The sequence below is a fragment of the Streptomyces sp. NPDC050504 genome (assembly GCF_044458065.1).
Classification (GTDB): Bacteria; Actinomycetota; Actinomycetes; order Streptomycetales; family Streptomycetaceae; genus Streptomyces.
Genome location: NZ_JBITHO010000005.1, coordinates 445,313 through 460,067 on the forward strand (window position 1 = coordinate 445,313; position 14,755 = coordinate 460,067).

At 74.7% G+C, this 14,755-nt stretch carries 9 protein-coding genes; 6 read left to right on the forward strand and 3 right to left on the reverse strand.

All coding sequences use genetic code 11. From position 1 onward, the window contains the following. The first annotated feature begins 29 nt into the window (after positions 1-29). Positions 30-764 (forward strand): hemolysin III family protein, encoded by a 735-nt coding sequence (locus tag ACIBNE_RS20960; protein ID WP_399273629.1) that lies wholly within the window; start codon positions 30-32, stop codon positions 762-764. A 197-nt stretch (positions 765-961) separates the two neighbouring features. Here ACIBNE_RS20960 and ACIBNE_RS20965 read toward each other — a convergent pair whose 3' ends face one another. The 3 genes from ACIBNE_RS20965 to ACIBNE_RS20975 all read right to left on the reverse strand — a co-directional run bounded on the left by ACIBNE_RS20965 (position 962) and on the right by ACIBNE_RS20975 (position 5,440). Next, positions 962-2,986 (reverse strand): thioredoxin domain-containing protein, encoded by a 2,025-nt coding sequence (locus tag ACIBNE_RS20965; protein WP_399273631.1) that lies wholly within the window; start codon positions 2,984-2,986, stop codon positions 962-964. Between the two features lie 142 nt (positions 2,987-3,128). Further along, positions 3,129-4,406, reverse strand: coding sequence for an MFS transporter (locus tag ACIBNE_RS20970; RefSeq protein WP_399273633.1), 1,278 nt, complete (start codon positions 4,404-4,406; stop codon positions 3,129-3,131). Between the two features lie 137 nt (positions 4,407-4,543). Further along, positions 4,544-5,440 (reverse strand): hypothetical protein, encoded by an 897-nt coding sequence (locus ACIBNE_RS20975; RefSeq protein ID WP_399273635.1) that lies wholly within the window; start codon positions 5,438-5,440, stop codon positions 4,544-4,546. 369 nt (positions 5,441-5,809) lie between these two features. On the opposite strand from ACIBNE_RS20975, the gene ACIBNE_RS20980 reads away from it, so the two are divergent. From ACIBNE_RS20980 to ACIBNE_RS21000, 5 genes are all read left to right on the forward strand, one after another. After that, positions 5,810-9,073, forward strand: coding sequence for a tetratricopeptide repeat protein (locus tag ACIBNE_RS20980; protein ID WP_399273637.1), 3,264 nt, complete (start codon positions 5,810-5,812; stop codon positions 9,071-9,073). Between the two features lie 125 nt (positions 9,074-9,198). Continuing rightward, complete coding sequence (locus ACIBNE_RS20985) at positions 9,199-9,510, forward strand: SCO0607 family lipoprotein (RefSeq protein ID WP_399273639.1); 312 nt, start codon at positions 9,199-9,201, stop codon at positions 9,508-9,510. 111 nt (positions 9,511-9,621) lie between these two features. Further along, positions 9,622-12,396, forward strand: coding sequence for an AAA family ATPase (locus ACIBNE_RS20990; RefSeq protein ID WP_399273641.1), 2,775 nt, complete (start codon positions 9,622-9,624; stop codon positions 12,394-12,396). Further along, the gene (locus ACIBNE_RS20995; protein WP_399273643.1) at positions 12,389-13,771 is read left to right on the forward strand and encodes a CHAT domain-containing protein; all 1,383 of its coding nucleotides are present in this window, start codon (positions 12,389-12,391) and stop codon (positions 13,769-13,771) included. Before ACIBNE_RS20990 ends, ACIBNE_RS20995 begins: the two co-directional genes overlap by 8 nt. Next, positions 13,768-14,733 carry a hypothetical protein gene (locus ACIBNE_RS21000; RefSeq protein ID WP_399273644.1) on the forward strand — a complete coding sequence of 322 codons (966 nt, stop codon included), beginning with the start codon at positions 13,768-13,770 and terminating at the stop codon, positions 14,731-14,733. The genes ACIBNE_RS20995 and ACIBNE_RS21000 overlap by 4 nt, the downstream gene beginning before the upstream one ends. Positions 14,734-14,755 lie beyond the last annotated feature (22 nt).

Consider the following 14,755-nt stretch of genomic DNA (forward strand, 5'->3'; position numbering starts at 1 on the left):
CCTACGGTTGCGTAGGTACGATGCGGTGCATGACTGCCGCCGCGCCCGAGAACGTTCCCGACACGCCCGAAGTCACCTTGGCCGACGGGGCCGTTCCGGCCCCGGGCCCGACCGTCGAGCCGGACCTGCCCGTCAAGCCCCGGATGCGCGGCTGGCTGCACGCCGGGATGTTCCCGGCCGTCCTGGTCTCGGGCCTCGCGCTCATCGCCCTCACCGAGTCGACGCGTGCGCGCGTCGCGTGCGCGATCTACGTCTTCACGGCGTGCCTGCTCTTCGGGGTCAGCGCGATCTACCACCGCGGCACCTGGGGGCCGCGCGGCGAGGCGGTGCTGCGGCGCCTGGACCACGCCAACATCTTCCTGATCATCGCGGGCACCTATACCCCGCTCACGCTGCTCCTCCTCCCCGACTCCACCGGGCGGGTGCTGCTGTGGGCCGTCTGGGCGGCAGCGGCTGCGGGAATCGCGTTCCGGGTGTTCTGGGTCGGCGCGCCGCGCTGGCTGTACACCCCGTGCTACATCGCGATGGGCTGGGCCGCGGTCTTCTTCCTGCCGGACTTCATGCGGGCGGGCGGGATCGCGGTGCTCGTGCTGATCGTGGTGGGCGGGCTGCTGTACAGCGCGGGGGGCGTGGTCTACGGGTTCAAGCGGCCGAATCCGTCGCCGCGGTGGTTCGGGTTCCACGAGGTGTTCCACTCGTTCACGCTGGCCGCGTTCGCGGCGCACTACGTGGGAATCTCCCTGGTGGCGTACCAGCACGCGTAGCCCTGCGGGGGGGGAGGGGGGCGGCGCCCCGTAGGGGCGCGGGGAACTGCGCGAGGGTGGGGCACACGCCGCGCGCACCCACCCGGCGCGAGCGGGCCGGCCCGCCGCAGGCGAATCGGCGCCCCCGGGCAACGGGCGCCCCCGGGCAACGGGCGCCCCCGGCAACAAGCGCCCCCGAGAAGCGCGCGACCCCGCCCCTACGACAAGTGCCGCGCCAGTTCCTCCGCGCACGTCACGGGCGCATCGCACACGAAGTGCCGGCACACGTACGCCGTCGGCACGCCCCCCACCAGCACCCGGTCGACCAGCAACGGAAACTCCTCGCCGCCCGGCGCGCCCGCCGCGACCACCGCTCCCGGCGCGCTCCCCCGCAGCGCGACCCGGTGCAGCTCGCCGCCCACGGGCCCGGCCACCGCCACCTCGCGCGGCCCGTCCAGCAGCGCCTCGGCCACCGCGAGGCCCCAGCCGATGAAGCGCGGCGCCCTCGGCCCCAGCGCCTTCACCACGCCGAGCGCCCGCTCCGCCGCCTCGCGGTGCGCGGCGGACCCGGTGTGCGCGGCGTACGACAGCAGCGCGCCCGCCGCGGCGGTCCACCCGGAGGGCGACGCGTTGTCCGTCGGGTCCTGGGGCCGCCGGATGAGCTTCTCCGCGTCGTGCGCCGTGTCGTACAGCACGCCGCCCTCCCCCACGAACTGGTCGAGGACCACGTCCATCAGGAACCCGGCGAACTCCAGCCAGACGCCCTCCCCCGTCACGGAGGCCAGCGCCATGAACCCCTCGGCGACGTTCCCGTAGTCCTCAAGAACGCCCGCGTGGGCGCCCGCGCGCCCGTCCATCGAGGTGCGCGCGAGCCGTGCCGCGTCGCCCATGTGGAGCCGTACCAGCAGATCGGCGGCCTCCGTGGCGCGCTCGACCAGGTCGGGCCTGTCGAAGAAGGCCCCGGTCTCGGCGAGCGCGGCGATCGCGAGCCCGTTCCAGGACGCGACCACCTTGTCGTCGCGCTCGGGCCGCGTCCGCAGCTCCCGGGCGGCCAGCAGCCGCTCCCGCACGGAAGCGACCCGCTCGCAGTCGACGCCGCCTTCGGCGCCCCCGCCCTCCCCCTCGGGCAGCCGCAGCACGGACGAGCCCTCCTCGAAGGTCCCCTCCCCGGTCACCCCGAAGTACTCGGCCGCGAACTCCGCGTCGTCCTCCCCCAGCACCTCCCGCAGCTGCGCGGGCGTCCACACGTAGAACGCGCCCTCGACGTGCCGCCCGCTCCCGTCGTCGCTGTCCGCGTCCAGCGCGGAGGCGAACCCGCCCTCGGCGGTGCGCAGTTCGCGCACCATGAAGTCGGCGGTCTCCAGCGCGACCCGGCGCGCGAGCGACGACCCGGTGGCCCGCCACAGGTGGGCGTAGACCCGGCAGAGCAGGGCGTTGTCGTACAACATCTTCTCGAAGTGCGGAACGATCCACTCCCGGTCGACCGCGTACCGCGCGAACCCCCCGCCCAGCTGGTCGTAGATCCCGCCGTGCGCCATCGCCGCGCAGCTGTCGGCCGCCATCTGGAGCGCGCCTTCCGATCCCGTACGGGCGTAGTGCCGCAGCAGGAACTCCACGACCATCGACGGCGGGAACTTGGGCGCCCCGCCGAACCCGCCGTGCACCGCGTCGTACTCCCGGGTCAGCCCGAGCAGCGCCTGCGAGAGCTCCGCGTCCCCCGGCGGCCCGTCGCCCCCGCGCGCGAGCGAGCGCCCGGCGAGGTCGCCGACGATCCGCGCGGCGACCTCCCCGACCTCCTCGCGCCGGTCGGTCCAGGCCGCCGACACGCCTTCGAGCACCTGCCGGAACGACGGCGAGCCGTGCCGGGGCTCGGGCGGGAAGTACGTGCCGAAGTAGAAGGGCTCGGCATCCGGGGTGAGGAACACCGTCATGGGCCACCCGCCGTGCCCGGTGGCCGCCTGCACGGCCTCCATGTACACCGCGTCGACGTCGGGCCGCTCCTCGCGGTCCACCTTCACGGACACGAAGTGCGCGTTGAGGTACGCGGCGGTGCCCTCGTCCTCGAACGACTCGTGCGCCATGACGTGGCACCAGTGGCAGCTGGAGTACCCGACGCTGAGCAGCACGGGGACGTTCTTCTTGCGCGCCTCCTCGAACGCCTCGGCCGACCAGGGCCACCAGTCGACCGGGTTGTCGGCGTGCTGGCGGAGATAGGGCGACTGTTCGTCAGCCAGGCGATTCATAGCGGCATCGTTGCATGATCCGGCCCGCCGGGCCCAGTACATACGCCCGCCGCCCCACGGAGAGCGGGGCGGCGGGTGAGGAGCGGGCGGAGGGGCGGGCGGGGAAGCGGCCGGGGCTCTCGCGGGAGGCGGGTGCGGTGGGTCACGCGGCCTTCGACAGGGTCGACCTGTCCGTGGTCCGCGCGGCGGTCACCAGGGTGGGCGCCGTGCCCTCGTGGCGCGGCCACAGCAGGAGCGCGGCCGCCGCGCCCGCCGCGGCGAGCACCGCGAGGACCGACCAGGCGAGTACGGGGCCCGCGCCCGTGCCGAGCCAGCCCGCGACGGGGTAGGTGATCAGCCAGGCCAGGTGGGAGAGCGAGAACTGGGCCGCGAACACCTCGGGGATCGCGTGCCGTCCCGCCGAGGCCCGCAGGACCTTGCCGGTCGGGGTGATGACCAGGGCCGTGCCGATGCCGATCGCGGTCCACACGACCGCCGTGGCCGTCCAGGTGGCCAGGCCCGTCGCGAGGAGGGCGACCGCCGCCGTCGCGGCGGCGACGAGGACTCCCGCGCCGGTCGTCATGACGGTGCGGGCGGCGATCCGGTCGAGCACGCGGGGCAGTGCGAGGGCGGTGACGAGCGTTCCCGTGCCGGACGCGGCGAGCATCCAGGCGACGTCCGACTGCGAGCCGCCGAGTCCGTCGCGGACGTGGTTGACGGTGCCGACGACGACGATCGCACCCGCCGAAGCGACCACGAGGTTGAGCGCCATGACGCCGCGCAGGCGGGGCGTCCGGAAGAAGGTCCTGATCCCGGCCGCCGCCTTGTCCCACGCCCTGGTGTGGGCGCTGGGGCGGGCGTCGGGGACCCGGGTCGCCAGGATGAGCAGGGCGGACACCAGGAATCCGGCGGAGGTGCCGAGGAACAGCAGGTCGAAGCTGATGAACGTCAGGGCGACGGCCGCCAGCACGGGGCTGAGCAGGCTCTCCATGGTGGAGGCGACCTGGGAGGCGGACAGGGCCCGCGTGTAGGCGGACTCGTCGGTGACGACGTCGGGGATGACGGCCTGGAACGTCGGGGTGAAGGCGGCGGAGCCCGCCTGGAGCAGGCCGATCAGCACGTAGACGTGCCAGACCTCGGAGACCAGCGGCAGCGCGAGGACGACCGAGCCGCGGACCGCGTCGAGGAGGACCAGCAGGGTCCTCCTGGGAAGCCGGTCGACGTACGCGGCGGCCAGCGGGGCGATGATCACGTACATGACCATCTTGACGGTCAGGGCGGTGCCGAGGACCAGGCCGGCGTCCGGGCCCGCGAGGTCGTAGGCGAGGAGTCCGAGGGCGACGGTGGTCAGTCCGGTGCCGAACAGGGCGATGGCCTGGGCGCCGAAGAGGCGGCGGTAGTCGCGGATGGCGAACAGTCGTGTGGGGCTTTGGGGTCGCATGGCGGGGGTCCTTCCGGTGCCGGGCGGCGGGTCACGCCCCGCAGGTGGCGGGGGCGTACGGGCGGGACGGGCGGGACGGGCGGGATAGGCGGGACGGGGCATCGCGCTCCTTCCGGTGCGGCGTGCGTTCGTACGGGTCAGTGGTGTGCGTGGTGTGCGTGGTGCTCGCCATGGAGCTCGGGCGCGGCCTCGGGGGCCTTCTCCGTCGTCCGTACCGTGAACTCCGCCGTCCGTACGACTCCCTCGTGCTGGAAGTCCAGGAACAGGCGGTAGGTCCCGGCCGAGGGCGCGACCGCCATGAAGGCGATCTCGGGCCCCGGCGCGGTGACGCCGTCGCCGGGCTCGCCCTCCGGGTGGACGTGCAGGTAGCCGAGGTCGCCGACGCGCAGCGCGACCAGGTGTCCGTACGCGGCCAGGTAGGGCTCCAGGTCGGTGACGGGCCGACCGTCCCTGCTGACGGTGAGGGTCAGCGCGCTCGCCTCGCCGGGCAGGAGCGCGCCGTCGAGCGCGACCTCGTACCCGCCGGTCCGCGCGGCACCGGTGGCCTCGGGGAGCGGCCGGGGGTCGTACGCCCCGGCGACCGCCGCGTCGGCGCCCAGCGTCATGGTCCCGCCGTGTCCTGCGGGGTGGAAGTCGGCGAAGAACCGCCAGTCGCCCGGCTCCAGGGTCAGCCCGACGCTCCAGTGGCCCCGGTCGTCCCGTACGGGGTGCACGTGCTGGAACCCGGCCGTGTCGCGCCGGACGGCGATGAAGTGCAGCTCCTTCTCGTGCTCGGGGGTGAACGCGGTCACCGTCCGCCCGTCGGGGCCGGTGATCCGGAAGCCGATCGGCTGCGGGCCCGCGGCGAGGACCGTCGAGTCGAGCTCAAGGGTGTATCCGTGCTCGGAAACCGCCAGCCCCCCGGCCTGAGCGGCACCGTGCCCGGCGTGGGCGCCGTGGCCGCCGTGCCCGCCATGGGCGCCGTGGCCGCCATGGGCTCCGTGCCCGGCGTGGGCGCTGTGGTCGGCGTGGCCGTGAGCGGTGTGGTCGTTCATGACGTCTCCCTGGGTGCGCTGTGTCTTCCTGCCGTCGCCCGTTCGGTGCGACGATCAGAAACATATACCCCCCGGGGGTATCTAGGGAAGCCCTGGCGGCCCGGGACGGTGATCGAGTACGACATCGCCGAAGCCGCCGGGCCCCACCGGGACGCCCATACGTCCACCGGCACGATCGGCGCCACCGCCCCCTCCCCGCCGCCGTCCCCGCCACCGCTGACCTGGGAACCCTCCGATCGGCACCGGCGTTCCGCCCGGCCCGTGCGGCCCACCCGCCCCGCCCTTCCCCGTGGAGATCGGGCCGCTCCCTCGCGCTGGCGCGCCCCGAGCAGGACACTTGGGCCATACGCCAGTGGAGGGGGACGCACTATGCGGGACGGCCATCGGGCGGAAGCCGAGCGGCTGTTGGGGCGCGCGGTCGAGGAAGAGGTGCGCAGGACGGGCGGCCGCTCGGACCCCTCGGTGCTGCTCACCCGGGGGCGGGCCGCGCTGGAGACCATGGCCGCCGCGGCCGCCGACGAGTACCTCGCGTACACCCGGGCGCTGGACGCGGCGGAAGCCGAGGCCCGGCCGCTGTCCGAGCGGTTCAGCAGGCGGACCATGGCGACGCCCGCGCTGGTGACGGTCGTCGCCGCGCTCGCCGCGACCGGCGCCGACCTGGCGTTCGGGATGGCCGCGGGCAGCGCGCTGGGTGCGGGCGCCGTGGTGGCCGTGGCGGGCGCCGCCACCACCGTCGCCAAGGCGACCGCTTCGCACTGGCCCGCCGCGCACCGCAGGGCGGGCGCGCTGGGTCAGCCCGGCGGGCCCGAGCAGCTGCGGTTGCAGTGGCTGACGGCCCTGGAGGTGCGGGGCATCAGGCCGTTCCTGGACCAGCAGCGGATGCTCGCAACCAGCCGTACGCCCAAGAAGGACGCGACCGCGGGGCCGCGGCTGCGCGGCGCCGACCGCAGCCAGGCCGCGCGCCGACGGGCCGTCCTGGAGCAGTCGTTCTCCCACCTCCCGCAGTCCGAGGGGCCGTTCGCGGGCCGCAGGGCCGAGCTGGGGCAGATCGCGCAGTGGGTGCACGCGGCCCGCGCGTCGACCGAGACCAGGCCGGTGGTCGTGGTGCTGCACGGCCCGCACGGCTCGGGCCGCACCAACCTCGCGGTGCGGGCCGCGCACGAACTGCGCGACCAGTTCAAGGGCGCCTGCCTGGTGGACCTGCGCGGGGACGCGGCGGGCGCGCCGCTGTCCACCCGCGACGCGCTGCTGCACCTGCTGAACCGGCTCGGCGCGCCGCGCGAGCAGCTGCTGTTCCGCGAGCGCACGTCCGCCGAGCAACAGGTGCGGCGCCTGGGCGAGTTGTACCACCAGTACCTGACGGGCCTCGCGGTGACGATCGTCCTGGACGACGCGACGGACGCGGAGCAGGTCCGCACGCTGGTGCCGGAGCGCTCCGAGAGCCTGGTCCTCGTCACCTCGCGGGAGCCCCTGGAACTGCCCGCCGACTTCCCCGCGTGGGTGCACGGCGTCCCGCTGGGCGCGCTGGACGAGGCGGGCGCCGAGGAGCTGATGCGGGCGGTCGCGCAGGAGGAGCCCGAGCCGTACGACTACCAGGCGATGGATTCCGTACGGGAGTTGTGCGGCGGCCTGCCGCTGGCGCTGCGCGTCGCCGCCTCCTCGCTCGGCCCGCGCTCGGAGCGGGCGCTCGCCGAGGACCTGGCGGCGTACGGACCCGTGGACCCGGTGGAGCGCGCGCTGTGGCTGCGCTACACCGACCAGCCCGAGCAGGCCCGCCGCCTGCTGCGCCGCCTCGCCCTCGCGGGCCGCGCCTCGCTGGGCACGGCGGCCGCGGCCGCGCTGCTGGCGACGGACGAGCAGGAGGCGCAGCGGCTCCTGGACACGCTGTCGACCGCGGGCCTCGTGGACCGGCTCCAGGGCAGGCGGCACCGGCTGCACGACACGGTGCGCGCCTTCGCCCAGGGGCGGCTCGCCGACGAGGAGGAGCCCGCCGGGCGCACGGCGGCGCAGGAGCGGCTGATCCAGAACTACGCGGAGCTCGCGGACGCGGTGATCCGCATGGTCGACGGCAAACTCTCCACGCGCGCTGGCCAGTTCGGGGCGCACGGCTTCGCCTCGCTGGACGCGGCGCTGCGCTGGCTGGACGACGAGTCGACGTTCATCGTCTCGATGCTGCGGCACACCGAGGGCGTGGACCAGCGGGCCGTGCTGAACCTGCTGGGCGCGCTCTGCGACTACTGCCTGCTGCGCGGCGACCTCTACCGGCTCGGCGAGATCAGCGAGTTGACGCAGAGCTGGGGCCTGCCGAGGTCGAGCGCGGCCGAGAGCCTGGGCGGCGCGAAGGGCGCCGGGGGCGACGCGGGCGTGCTGGAACGTTCGGTCAAGTGGCGCACCGGCATCGCGGCCCGTCAGCTCGGCGAGCTGGACCAGGCCCGCACCACGCTGACCTCGGTCGTCGGCCTGTACCGCGAGGCGCAGAACGACCCGGGCGCGGCCCTCGCGCTCTGCTCGCTCGGCATCACGCTGCACCACCAGGGCAACCTCAACGAGGCGTCGGCGAAGCTGCGCGAGGCGATCGCGCTCCAGGCGTCCGACGAGCAGGCGGAGGACCGCGCCTGGTCGATGCACGCGCTGGCGGCGGTCGAACGGGACCGGGCCAACCTGGTGGAGGCGCTGGCCCTGCTCGGGGACGCGCTGATCCTGCACCGGGCGGGCGAGTCGCTGCACGGCGAGGCGTGGACGCACTTCCAGCTCGGCCAGGTGTGCCTGCGGATGGGGGACGTGCCGCGCGCCGAGAAGGAGCTGCGGGAGGCCCTGGAGCAGTACGGCCGCACGCGCGACGGGCGCGGCGAGGCGTGGGCGATGACGCAGCTGGCGCGGGCCAGGCTGGTGGACGGCGACCCGGCGCCCGCCGTGGACCGGCTGCGCCAGGCGCTGTCGCGGCACCGCGACAACGAGGACGCGCGCGGCGAGGCGTGGACGCTGTACTACCTGGGGCAGGCGCTGGAGGAGCGCGGCGACCGGGACCAGGCGGTGCGGGAGCTGGAGCGGGCGCGCACCATGTTCTCGCGGATGCGGGACGTGTACGGGCTGGCCTGCGCGCGGCACCACTCGGGCCGCGTCACCCGCGACCAGCGCGCGGCGCAGACCGGGAACCTGCGCAACTCCGGTTTCGCCCGGCAGCTGTTGGTGGACGCGCGGGCGGACTTCCGGCGGGTCGGGGTGGCGCACGGCGAGGCGTGGACCTGTCTGGAGCTGGCGCTGGTCGACGCGGGCAACAACCGCGCCCCGCAGGCGCTGGCGCTCTGCGACGACGCCATCGAGCTGTTCGACTCCTACGGCGACCGCAGGGGCGGCGACTGGGCGCACTTCCTGCGCTGCACCCTGCTGCCGTACGCGTCGCCGGGCGGCGTCGAGGTGGGCACGGTGGTGGCCCAGACGGAGCTGGCGGAACTCCGCGGACACCCGCACCCGTCGCGCGACGGCAAGCTGGAGGACTGCGCTGAGGCGTACGCGGTGGTGCTGGAGCGGGGGGTGGCGCTGGAGTCGGGGTGGCAGGCGTGGCGCCTCGGCATGGTGCCGAACCGGCACGCGCGGGAGGTCATGGGAGTGGCGGTGGGGCCCGGCGCGTAGCGGCCCGCGGGGCCCGTGTCCCGGCCGCCACAAGAACGGCGCGCCCTGAGTACGCGTACTCAGGGCGCGAAGGCCCTCGGCGGGGAAACTGGGCTGGCCCACCGAACAAACGGGAGACGCCCCTCATGCCCACGCCGCTCAGGACCGCACGGCCCGCCGCACTCCTGGCCATCGCCCTCTTCGGCGCCGCCGCGCTCACCGGCTGCTCCGGACTGGAGTTCAAGGACGCCGTCTGCGGCAACGACGCGTATCCGGTCCTGGCGGTGAACAGCACCGGCTCGGACTGCACCCCCAAGGGCGAGGAGCCCGCGCCGGGATACGCGCGCTACCCCGAGGGCAAGGTGCCCAAGGAGGTCGACGACGAGTGGGACGTGTACTGGCGCTCGCACACGCTCGACGAGAAGGGCAACATCATCGACGCCCCGGACGAGGGCTGACCGTGCCGGGGACAGGCCGAAGGGACCGTACACGTACCTCCGTTCTCGTTGTCGACGGCTCGATCCCGCTGGGATAGTGGGGCGTCGAGGGTACGAGGGGGGAGGTGCGCGATGCCCGGACCACGGCCCGACCCGCTGCCCCCGCCCGTGCCGCCAGAGCCGCTGATCGGACGCGACCGGGAGTACGCCCACCTGCGCCGGCTCCTCGGCCGGGGCAAGGACCCTTCGCTCCGGATCCTCGCGCTCCACGGCGAGCACGGCATCGGCAAGACGTCCCTCGCGGCGCGGCTCGCGCTGGACGTGGGCGGCAGCGAAGGGTTACCGGTCTGCTGGCTGCCGCTGGACCAGGAGGCGGGCGGCCCGGAGGCGATCCTGCTGCGGATGCTCGCGCAGTTGGGGCTGGAGGGGTGGCACTGGGACGACGCGCCGCACCCGCCGGACGCCCTCGGCTTCGAGCTGCTGCACCGGCACGCCCGCGGCCACCTGTCCGCGTCGCCCGCCGTGGTCGTCCTGGACGAGGTCGCCTGGCGCTTCGCGTCACGGCGCCTGCTGCCCGCGTTCATCGGCACCGCCTGCACGGTCATCGTGACCACCAGCGTCCCCGTTCCCAAGCACCTGCCCCCGCCCGCCTGGATCACCCACCACCTCGTGCGGCCGCTCGACGCCTCTGCGGCCCGGCGGCTGGTGCGGCAGGACGCCTCGGGCCTCCCCGACGACGTGCTGCGCGGCACGGTCGCACGGGGCAATCCGGCACAGCTCACGCACCTGGACGCCCTGCTGCGGCAGGGCCCCTTCCCGGAGAACGGCCATCCGCACCGACTCCTCGACGCGCTGTTGCACAAACGCCTCACGCAGGAGATCAAGCTCCTGAACGACCTCGTGGCGCTCAGGGTGCCGTACTTCTCCACGCGCGCCGCGCTCGCGCTCGGCCCCCAGGCCCTGGCGGGCCGGTCGACGAGCGTCCCGCTGACCAAACTCGTCCAGTGGGGCCTGGTCCAGCGCGAGGGCGAGGACCGCTACAGCATCCACCCCGTGATCCGCACCCAGGTCATCCAACGGGACGTCGCCCGCCGGATGGACCCGGACGTCCGCCTGCCCGCGGACAAGGTGGCGGAGGCCGCGCTGGGGGACCTGGACGCCCGGCTCGCGATCCGGCGCGACAGCCCGCTCTCCGCCCCCGACGCACCGCAGGCCTTCCCCCTGCCCGTGGAGCGGATCGAGGAGTACCTCAGCCTCTGCCTGCGCCGCCCGCTCTCCGGGCCCCTGGCCAGCATGCTGGCCGACTGGCTGGCGGAGCGCGGCGACGTCGTCCGGCTGCTCGCGCTGCGCGGCGGCGGCAGCACGTGGGAGGCGCCGGGGGTCGACGTCGCCCTCGGTCGCGCGGCCCGCGCGAGCGGCGCGCTGCACCTGGCGGCCCGGCAGTTCACCGATGCGCGAGAGCTCCGCGAACTCGCGGTCACACAACACCACTTGGGCGACCTCAAGGCTGCCGAAGACCAGCTGTCCGCCCTCACGCCCCGCACCCCTCGCCGGCAGCTGGACCTCGGAGCCGTCCTCACCGACCAGGGGCGCTACGGGGTCGCGGCGCAGGCGCTCGCCGAAGCGGAGCGGGAGTTCAGCACCCAACGCGACGAGCGCGGCCGGGCACTGACGCTGCTGGCCCGCATCCCGCTGGCCCTGCTCGTCGGCGCGGCGGAGAGCGCCGACGCCCTCACCGAATCGGTCTATCCCCTCCTGCGTCGGCAGGGGGACGGGGCGGGCCTCGCCTGGCTCACCACGTACGCGGGGTGGCGCCAGCGCCTGGGCGGGACTCCCGCCCAGGCGGCGGACACCCTGGGGCGGGCCGTCACCGAGCACCGCGACGCCGACAACCCGCGCGGCGAGGCGTGGAGCGGATACCACCGCGCGCTGGCGCTGGCCGACACCGGCTCAGCCATGGACGCCGGGCGCCAACTGAACCAGGCGAGGAAGCTGTTCGCGCATCTGCCCGACGAACTCGGCACGGCATGGACCGAGCACAAGTACAGCCTGGTGGTGCCGCAACAGGGCGGCCCGCACCACCCGGCACCCGCCCTGCGCCGGGCGGCGAACAAGTTCGCCACGATCGGGTGTCCGCGCGGCGAGGCCTGGTCCCGGCTGGACCTGGCCCTGCTGGCGCTCAACAATCCGCACCACGACGCCACCGCGGACACGGACGTCACGGACGAACTCGTCGCGGCCAATTCCCTCTTCACCCTCATCGGCGACCTCAACGGGCTGGCCTGGGTGGCATACGCCCATGCCGCCAAAGAGCCTGGCGTCACCCCCTGGGAAGCCGCCTCCGCCGTCAACCGCCTCGCGCCCCAGATGCCGCCGGTGCTGGGCGACCGCATCCGCAGGTGGGCCGACGACCAGAGCGCCAGGAGCTGGTTCGCCGTCCCCCTATGGGCCAGGGACGTCATCGCCCCCCTGTCCGGCACCGCCACCGCCGCCCCGCCCCTCACCGCCACCACCCAGGTCCGCCTCACCCTCCTCGACGGCTCCCCCATCCGCGTGCGCCTGCGCGTCGTCCCCGCCCCCGACCACCCGTGGGCCACCGCCCCCGCCGCCGAGCTGCCCTGGCTCACCGCACTCGCCACCCCGCTGAGCGCCGCCGAAATCCACCCCGCGCTCTCGCTGTTCAAGCCGTCGAACAGGGCGGAAACAGACGCGTCGGGCGTCCCGGAGAGCGGCACCGACTTCGAGATCACCCCGCGCCTCGACGGTCTGCACCGCTTCCGGTTCACCATCTCGGACGAGCGCACCGGAGCCGTACTCCAGCAGGTGGAGACCGAGTTGGACATCCCCGGCACCGACACGAGCGACCCGCTGGCCGGTCTCACCCCGGCCCGCAGGGGAGGTGACTGAGCCCGTGCCGCGCGAACTCCCCGTCCGCGTCGTCCAGGACCCGAGCCGGGGCTTCACCCTGCTCGGCCACCGCACCGCGCGGGCGCCCGACCTGACCGTGACGCTGATGGTCGACTCGTCCGAGAAGAGCCTCCAGGCCGTGATGACGGGGGCCGCGCTGCCGCCGCTCGCCGGGGGCAGCCACATGACGGTCCTGCCCGTCTCCGCCGACACGGTCCGCGCCAAGTCGGCGCGGCTGTGCGACCTCTGGCGCGGCGTGCTGGTCTCGTACGAGCCGAAGGACGACACGGGCCGCCCCGCGCCCGGCCGCCCCTCCCACCCGTACGCGCAGCTCATCGACTTCACCGAGGAGCCGCCCGAAGAACTGCACCAGGCGCTGACGAGCCTGACGCTCGCCGCCGACGACCTGCTGTGGCACGTCCTGCTGGGCGCTCCCGACCCGTCCGTCGTGTACTTCCGTACGTATCTGCTGAGCGTGCTCCGCCGCCGTGACCTGCGCATACGCTTCGACTCCACGCTGCCGGTGCCCTGGCCGCTGCTGTGCCTGCCGGTGGACGACGACGGCGACGACCACGCGGACGACCGTGCCGACGACCACGCCGGGCACGACCCGGCCGACTCCCCCGAGGCGCACTTCGAGCGCTTCCTCGCCCACCGCCACCAGATCGAGCACACCGGCGGCACCTACCCCTGCCCCGGCCTGGAGACCGAGCCGCCCCGGCAGCCCGTCGTCAGCCTCAACCACGACAGGCTCCTCGACCGGGCCGCCGCGACCCGGGCCGCGGAGGTCGCCGCGCTGCTCGCCACCGGCACGGCGTTCACCGAACGGACCGACAGCGCGGCCCTGTTGCGCGCGCTCGCCTCGCCCGAGCTGAACGAGCAGGTCATGTACTTCTGGTGCCACGGCTCCTTCGCCGACCGGCACCCGGGCCCCGCACAGCTGGTCATCAGGCTCTCCGACGCCCGGCCGATCGACGCGGACGCCATCGAGGAGCGCCGCAGGAGGCTGCGCGGCACCACCCCCTTCCAGCCGTTCGTGCTGCTGAACGCCTGCAACGCCGGGCGCCCCGCGGACTCCGCCGACCGCTCCTGCCTGGGCCGCGCGCTCATCCAGCACGGCGCGCGCGGGGTGCTCGGCCCGCTCGTGGAGATGCCGCAGCGCTTCGCCGCCGAGTACGCCCTCGCCTTCCTCACCCGCTACCTCGGCGGCACGGAGACCGCGGGCCGCATCGCCCACGACCTGGCCCGGCACTTCGCCACCACGTACCGCAACCCGCTCGCCTTCGCCTACGCCCTGCACTGCGGCATGGACAGCAGGCTGGAGCTGGCCCCCGAACTGCCCCCGGCCCCGCACTCCCAGGAGCTGACCGTATGACCCTGCCGCTGTTCACCGTCGACCTCGACGAGTCGGGGTGGCTCCTGGACGGGGACCACCCCGTGCCCGCCGACCGCGTCGACGAGCACTTCGACCGGTACCTCACCCCGCCCGACTGGGCGAGCGACATCGTCGTGTACGCGCACGGCTGGAAGACCACGCCCGACTCCGCGCTCGCGGCGGCCCGCAGGCTGCACGCGCTGCTCGTGGCGCAGCAGCACGCGCACGCCGAGCTGTACGGGAAGGTGAAGGACGGCTTCGCGCCGTGGACGGTCGTCGTGCGCTGGCCGTCCCGCGGCCGCTACCGCGAGGTCCGCGACCGGGCCCACGCCCTGTCGACCGCCCCGGGCGCGCACGCCCCGCGCGTCATCGCCCATCTGCTGGGCTATCTGGACGCCCGGCGCGGCGACCCGGCCGCCGCGCCCGTGCTGGCGGGCCGGGAGGGCCAGTACCTCCACCTCGTCGGCCACTCCTTCGGCTGCCGCGTGCTGTGCGAGGCCGTGCAGTGGGCCGTCGCGCACGAGCCCCCCACGCTCTCCTGGTCGCGCCCCGCTCCCGCGGACCGGCCGTTCACCGTCGACTCGATGCTGCTGCTCCAGATGGCCGCCGTGCGCGGCGCCTTCGCGACGACGTTCACCGCGCTGGCCGAGGCCCCGCTGCGGGGGCCCGTCGTCGCGACGTACGCCCGCCGCGACTGGGCGACCGGGCTGTGGCACCGCCTCGCGGAGGGCTCGCACGGCATCGGCGCGCAGGGCATCGGCACCGCGCCCGAGCCGGTCTCGCAGATCGCGCTGCGCCGCCCGGACGACCCTTACCAGCTGCGGGAGTTGGACCACTGGTTCGTGAGCGTCGACGCCGGGGAGGTCTTCACCGAGGGACGCGGCCCGGCGGGCGCGCACTCGGACCACCTCCACCCGGAGACGGCCCACTTGCTGCTGTCGCTCGCGGAGCACGCGCGGTAGCGCGGTGGCGGGAAGGGGAACG

What these genes read in the sequence shown, in the direction of transcription:
- ACIBNE_RS20980 (WP_399273637.1), top strand. Translation starts at nt 5,810, where the DNA reads ATGCGGGACGGCCATCGGGCGGAAGCCGAGCGGCTGTTGGGGCGCGCG.
- ACIBNE_RS20960 (WP_399273629.1), top strand. Translation starts at nt 30, where the DNA reads ATGACTGCCGCCGCGCCCGAGAACGTTCCCGACACGCCCGAAGTCACC.
- ACIBNE_RS20970 (WP_399273633.1), bottom strand. Translation starts at nt 4,406, where the DNA reads ATGCGACCCCAAAGCCCCACACGACTGTTCGCCATCCGCGACTACCGC.
- ACIBNE_RS20975 (WP_399273635.1), bottom strand. Translation starts at nt 5,440, where the DNA reads ATGAACGACCACACCGCTCACGGCCACGCCGACCACAGCGCCCACGCC.
- ACIBNE_RS20990 (WP_399273641.1), top strand. Translation starts at nt 9,622, where the DNA reads ATGCCCGGACCACGGCCCGACCCGCTGCCCCCGCCCGTGCCGCCAGAG.
- ACIBNE_RS20965 (WP_399273631.1), bottom strand. Translation starts at nt 2,986, where the DNA reads ATGAATCGCCTGGCTGACGAACAGTCGCCCTATCTCCGCCAGCACGCC.
- ACIBNE_RS21000 (WP_399273644.1), top strand. Translation starts at nt 13,768, where the DNA reads ATGACCCTGCCGCTGTTCACCGTCGACCTCGACGAGTCGGGGTGGCTC.
- ACIBNE_RS20985 (WP_399273639.1), top strand. Translation starts at nt 9,199, where the DNA reads ATGCCCACGCCGCTCAGGACCGCACGGCCCGCCGCACTCCTGGCCATC.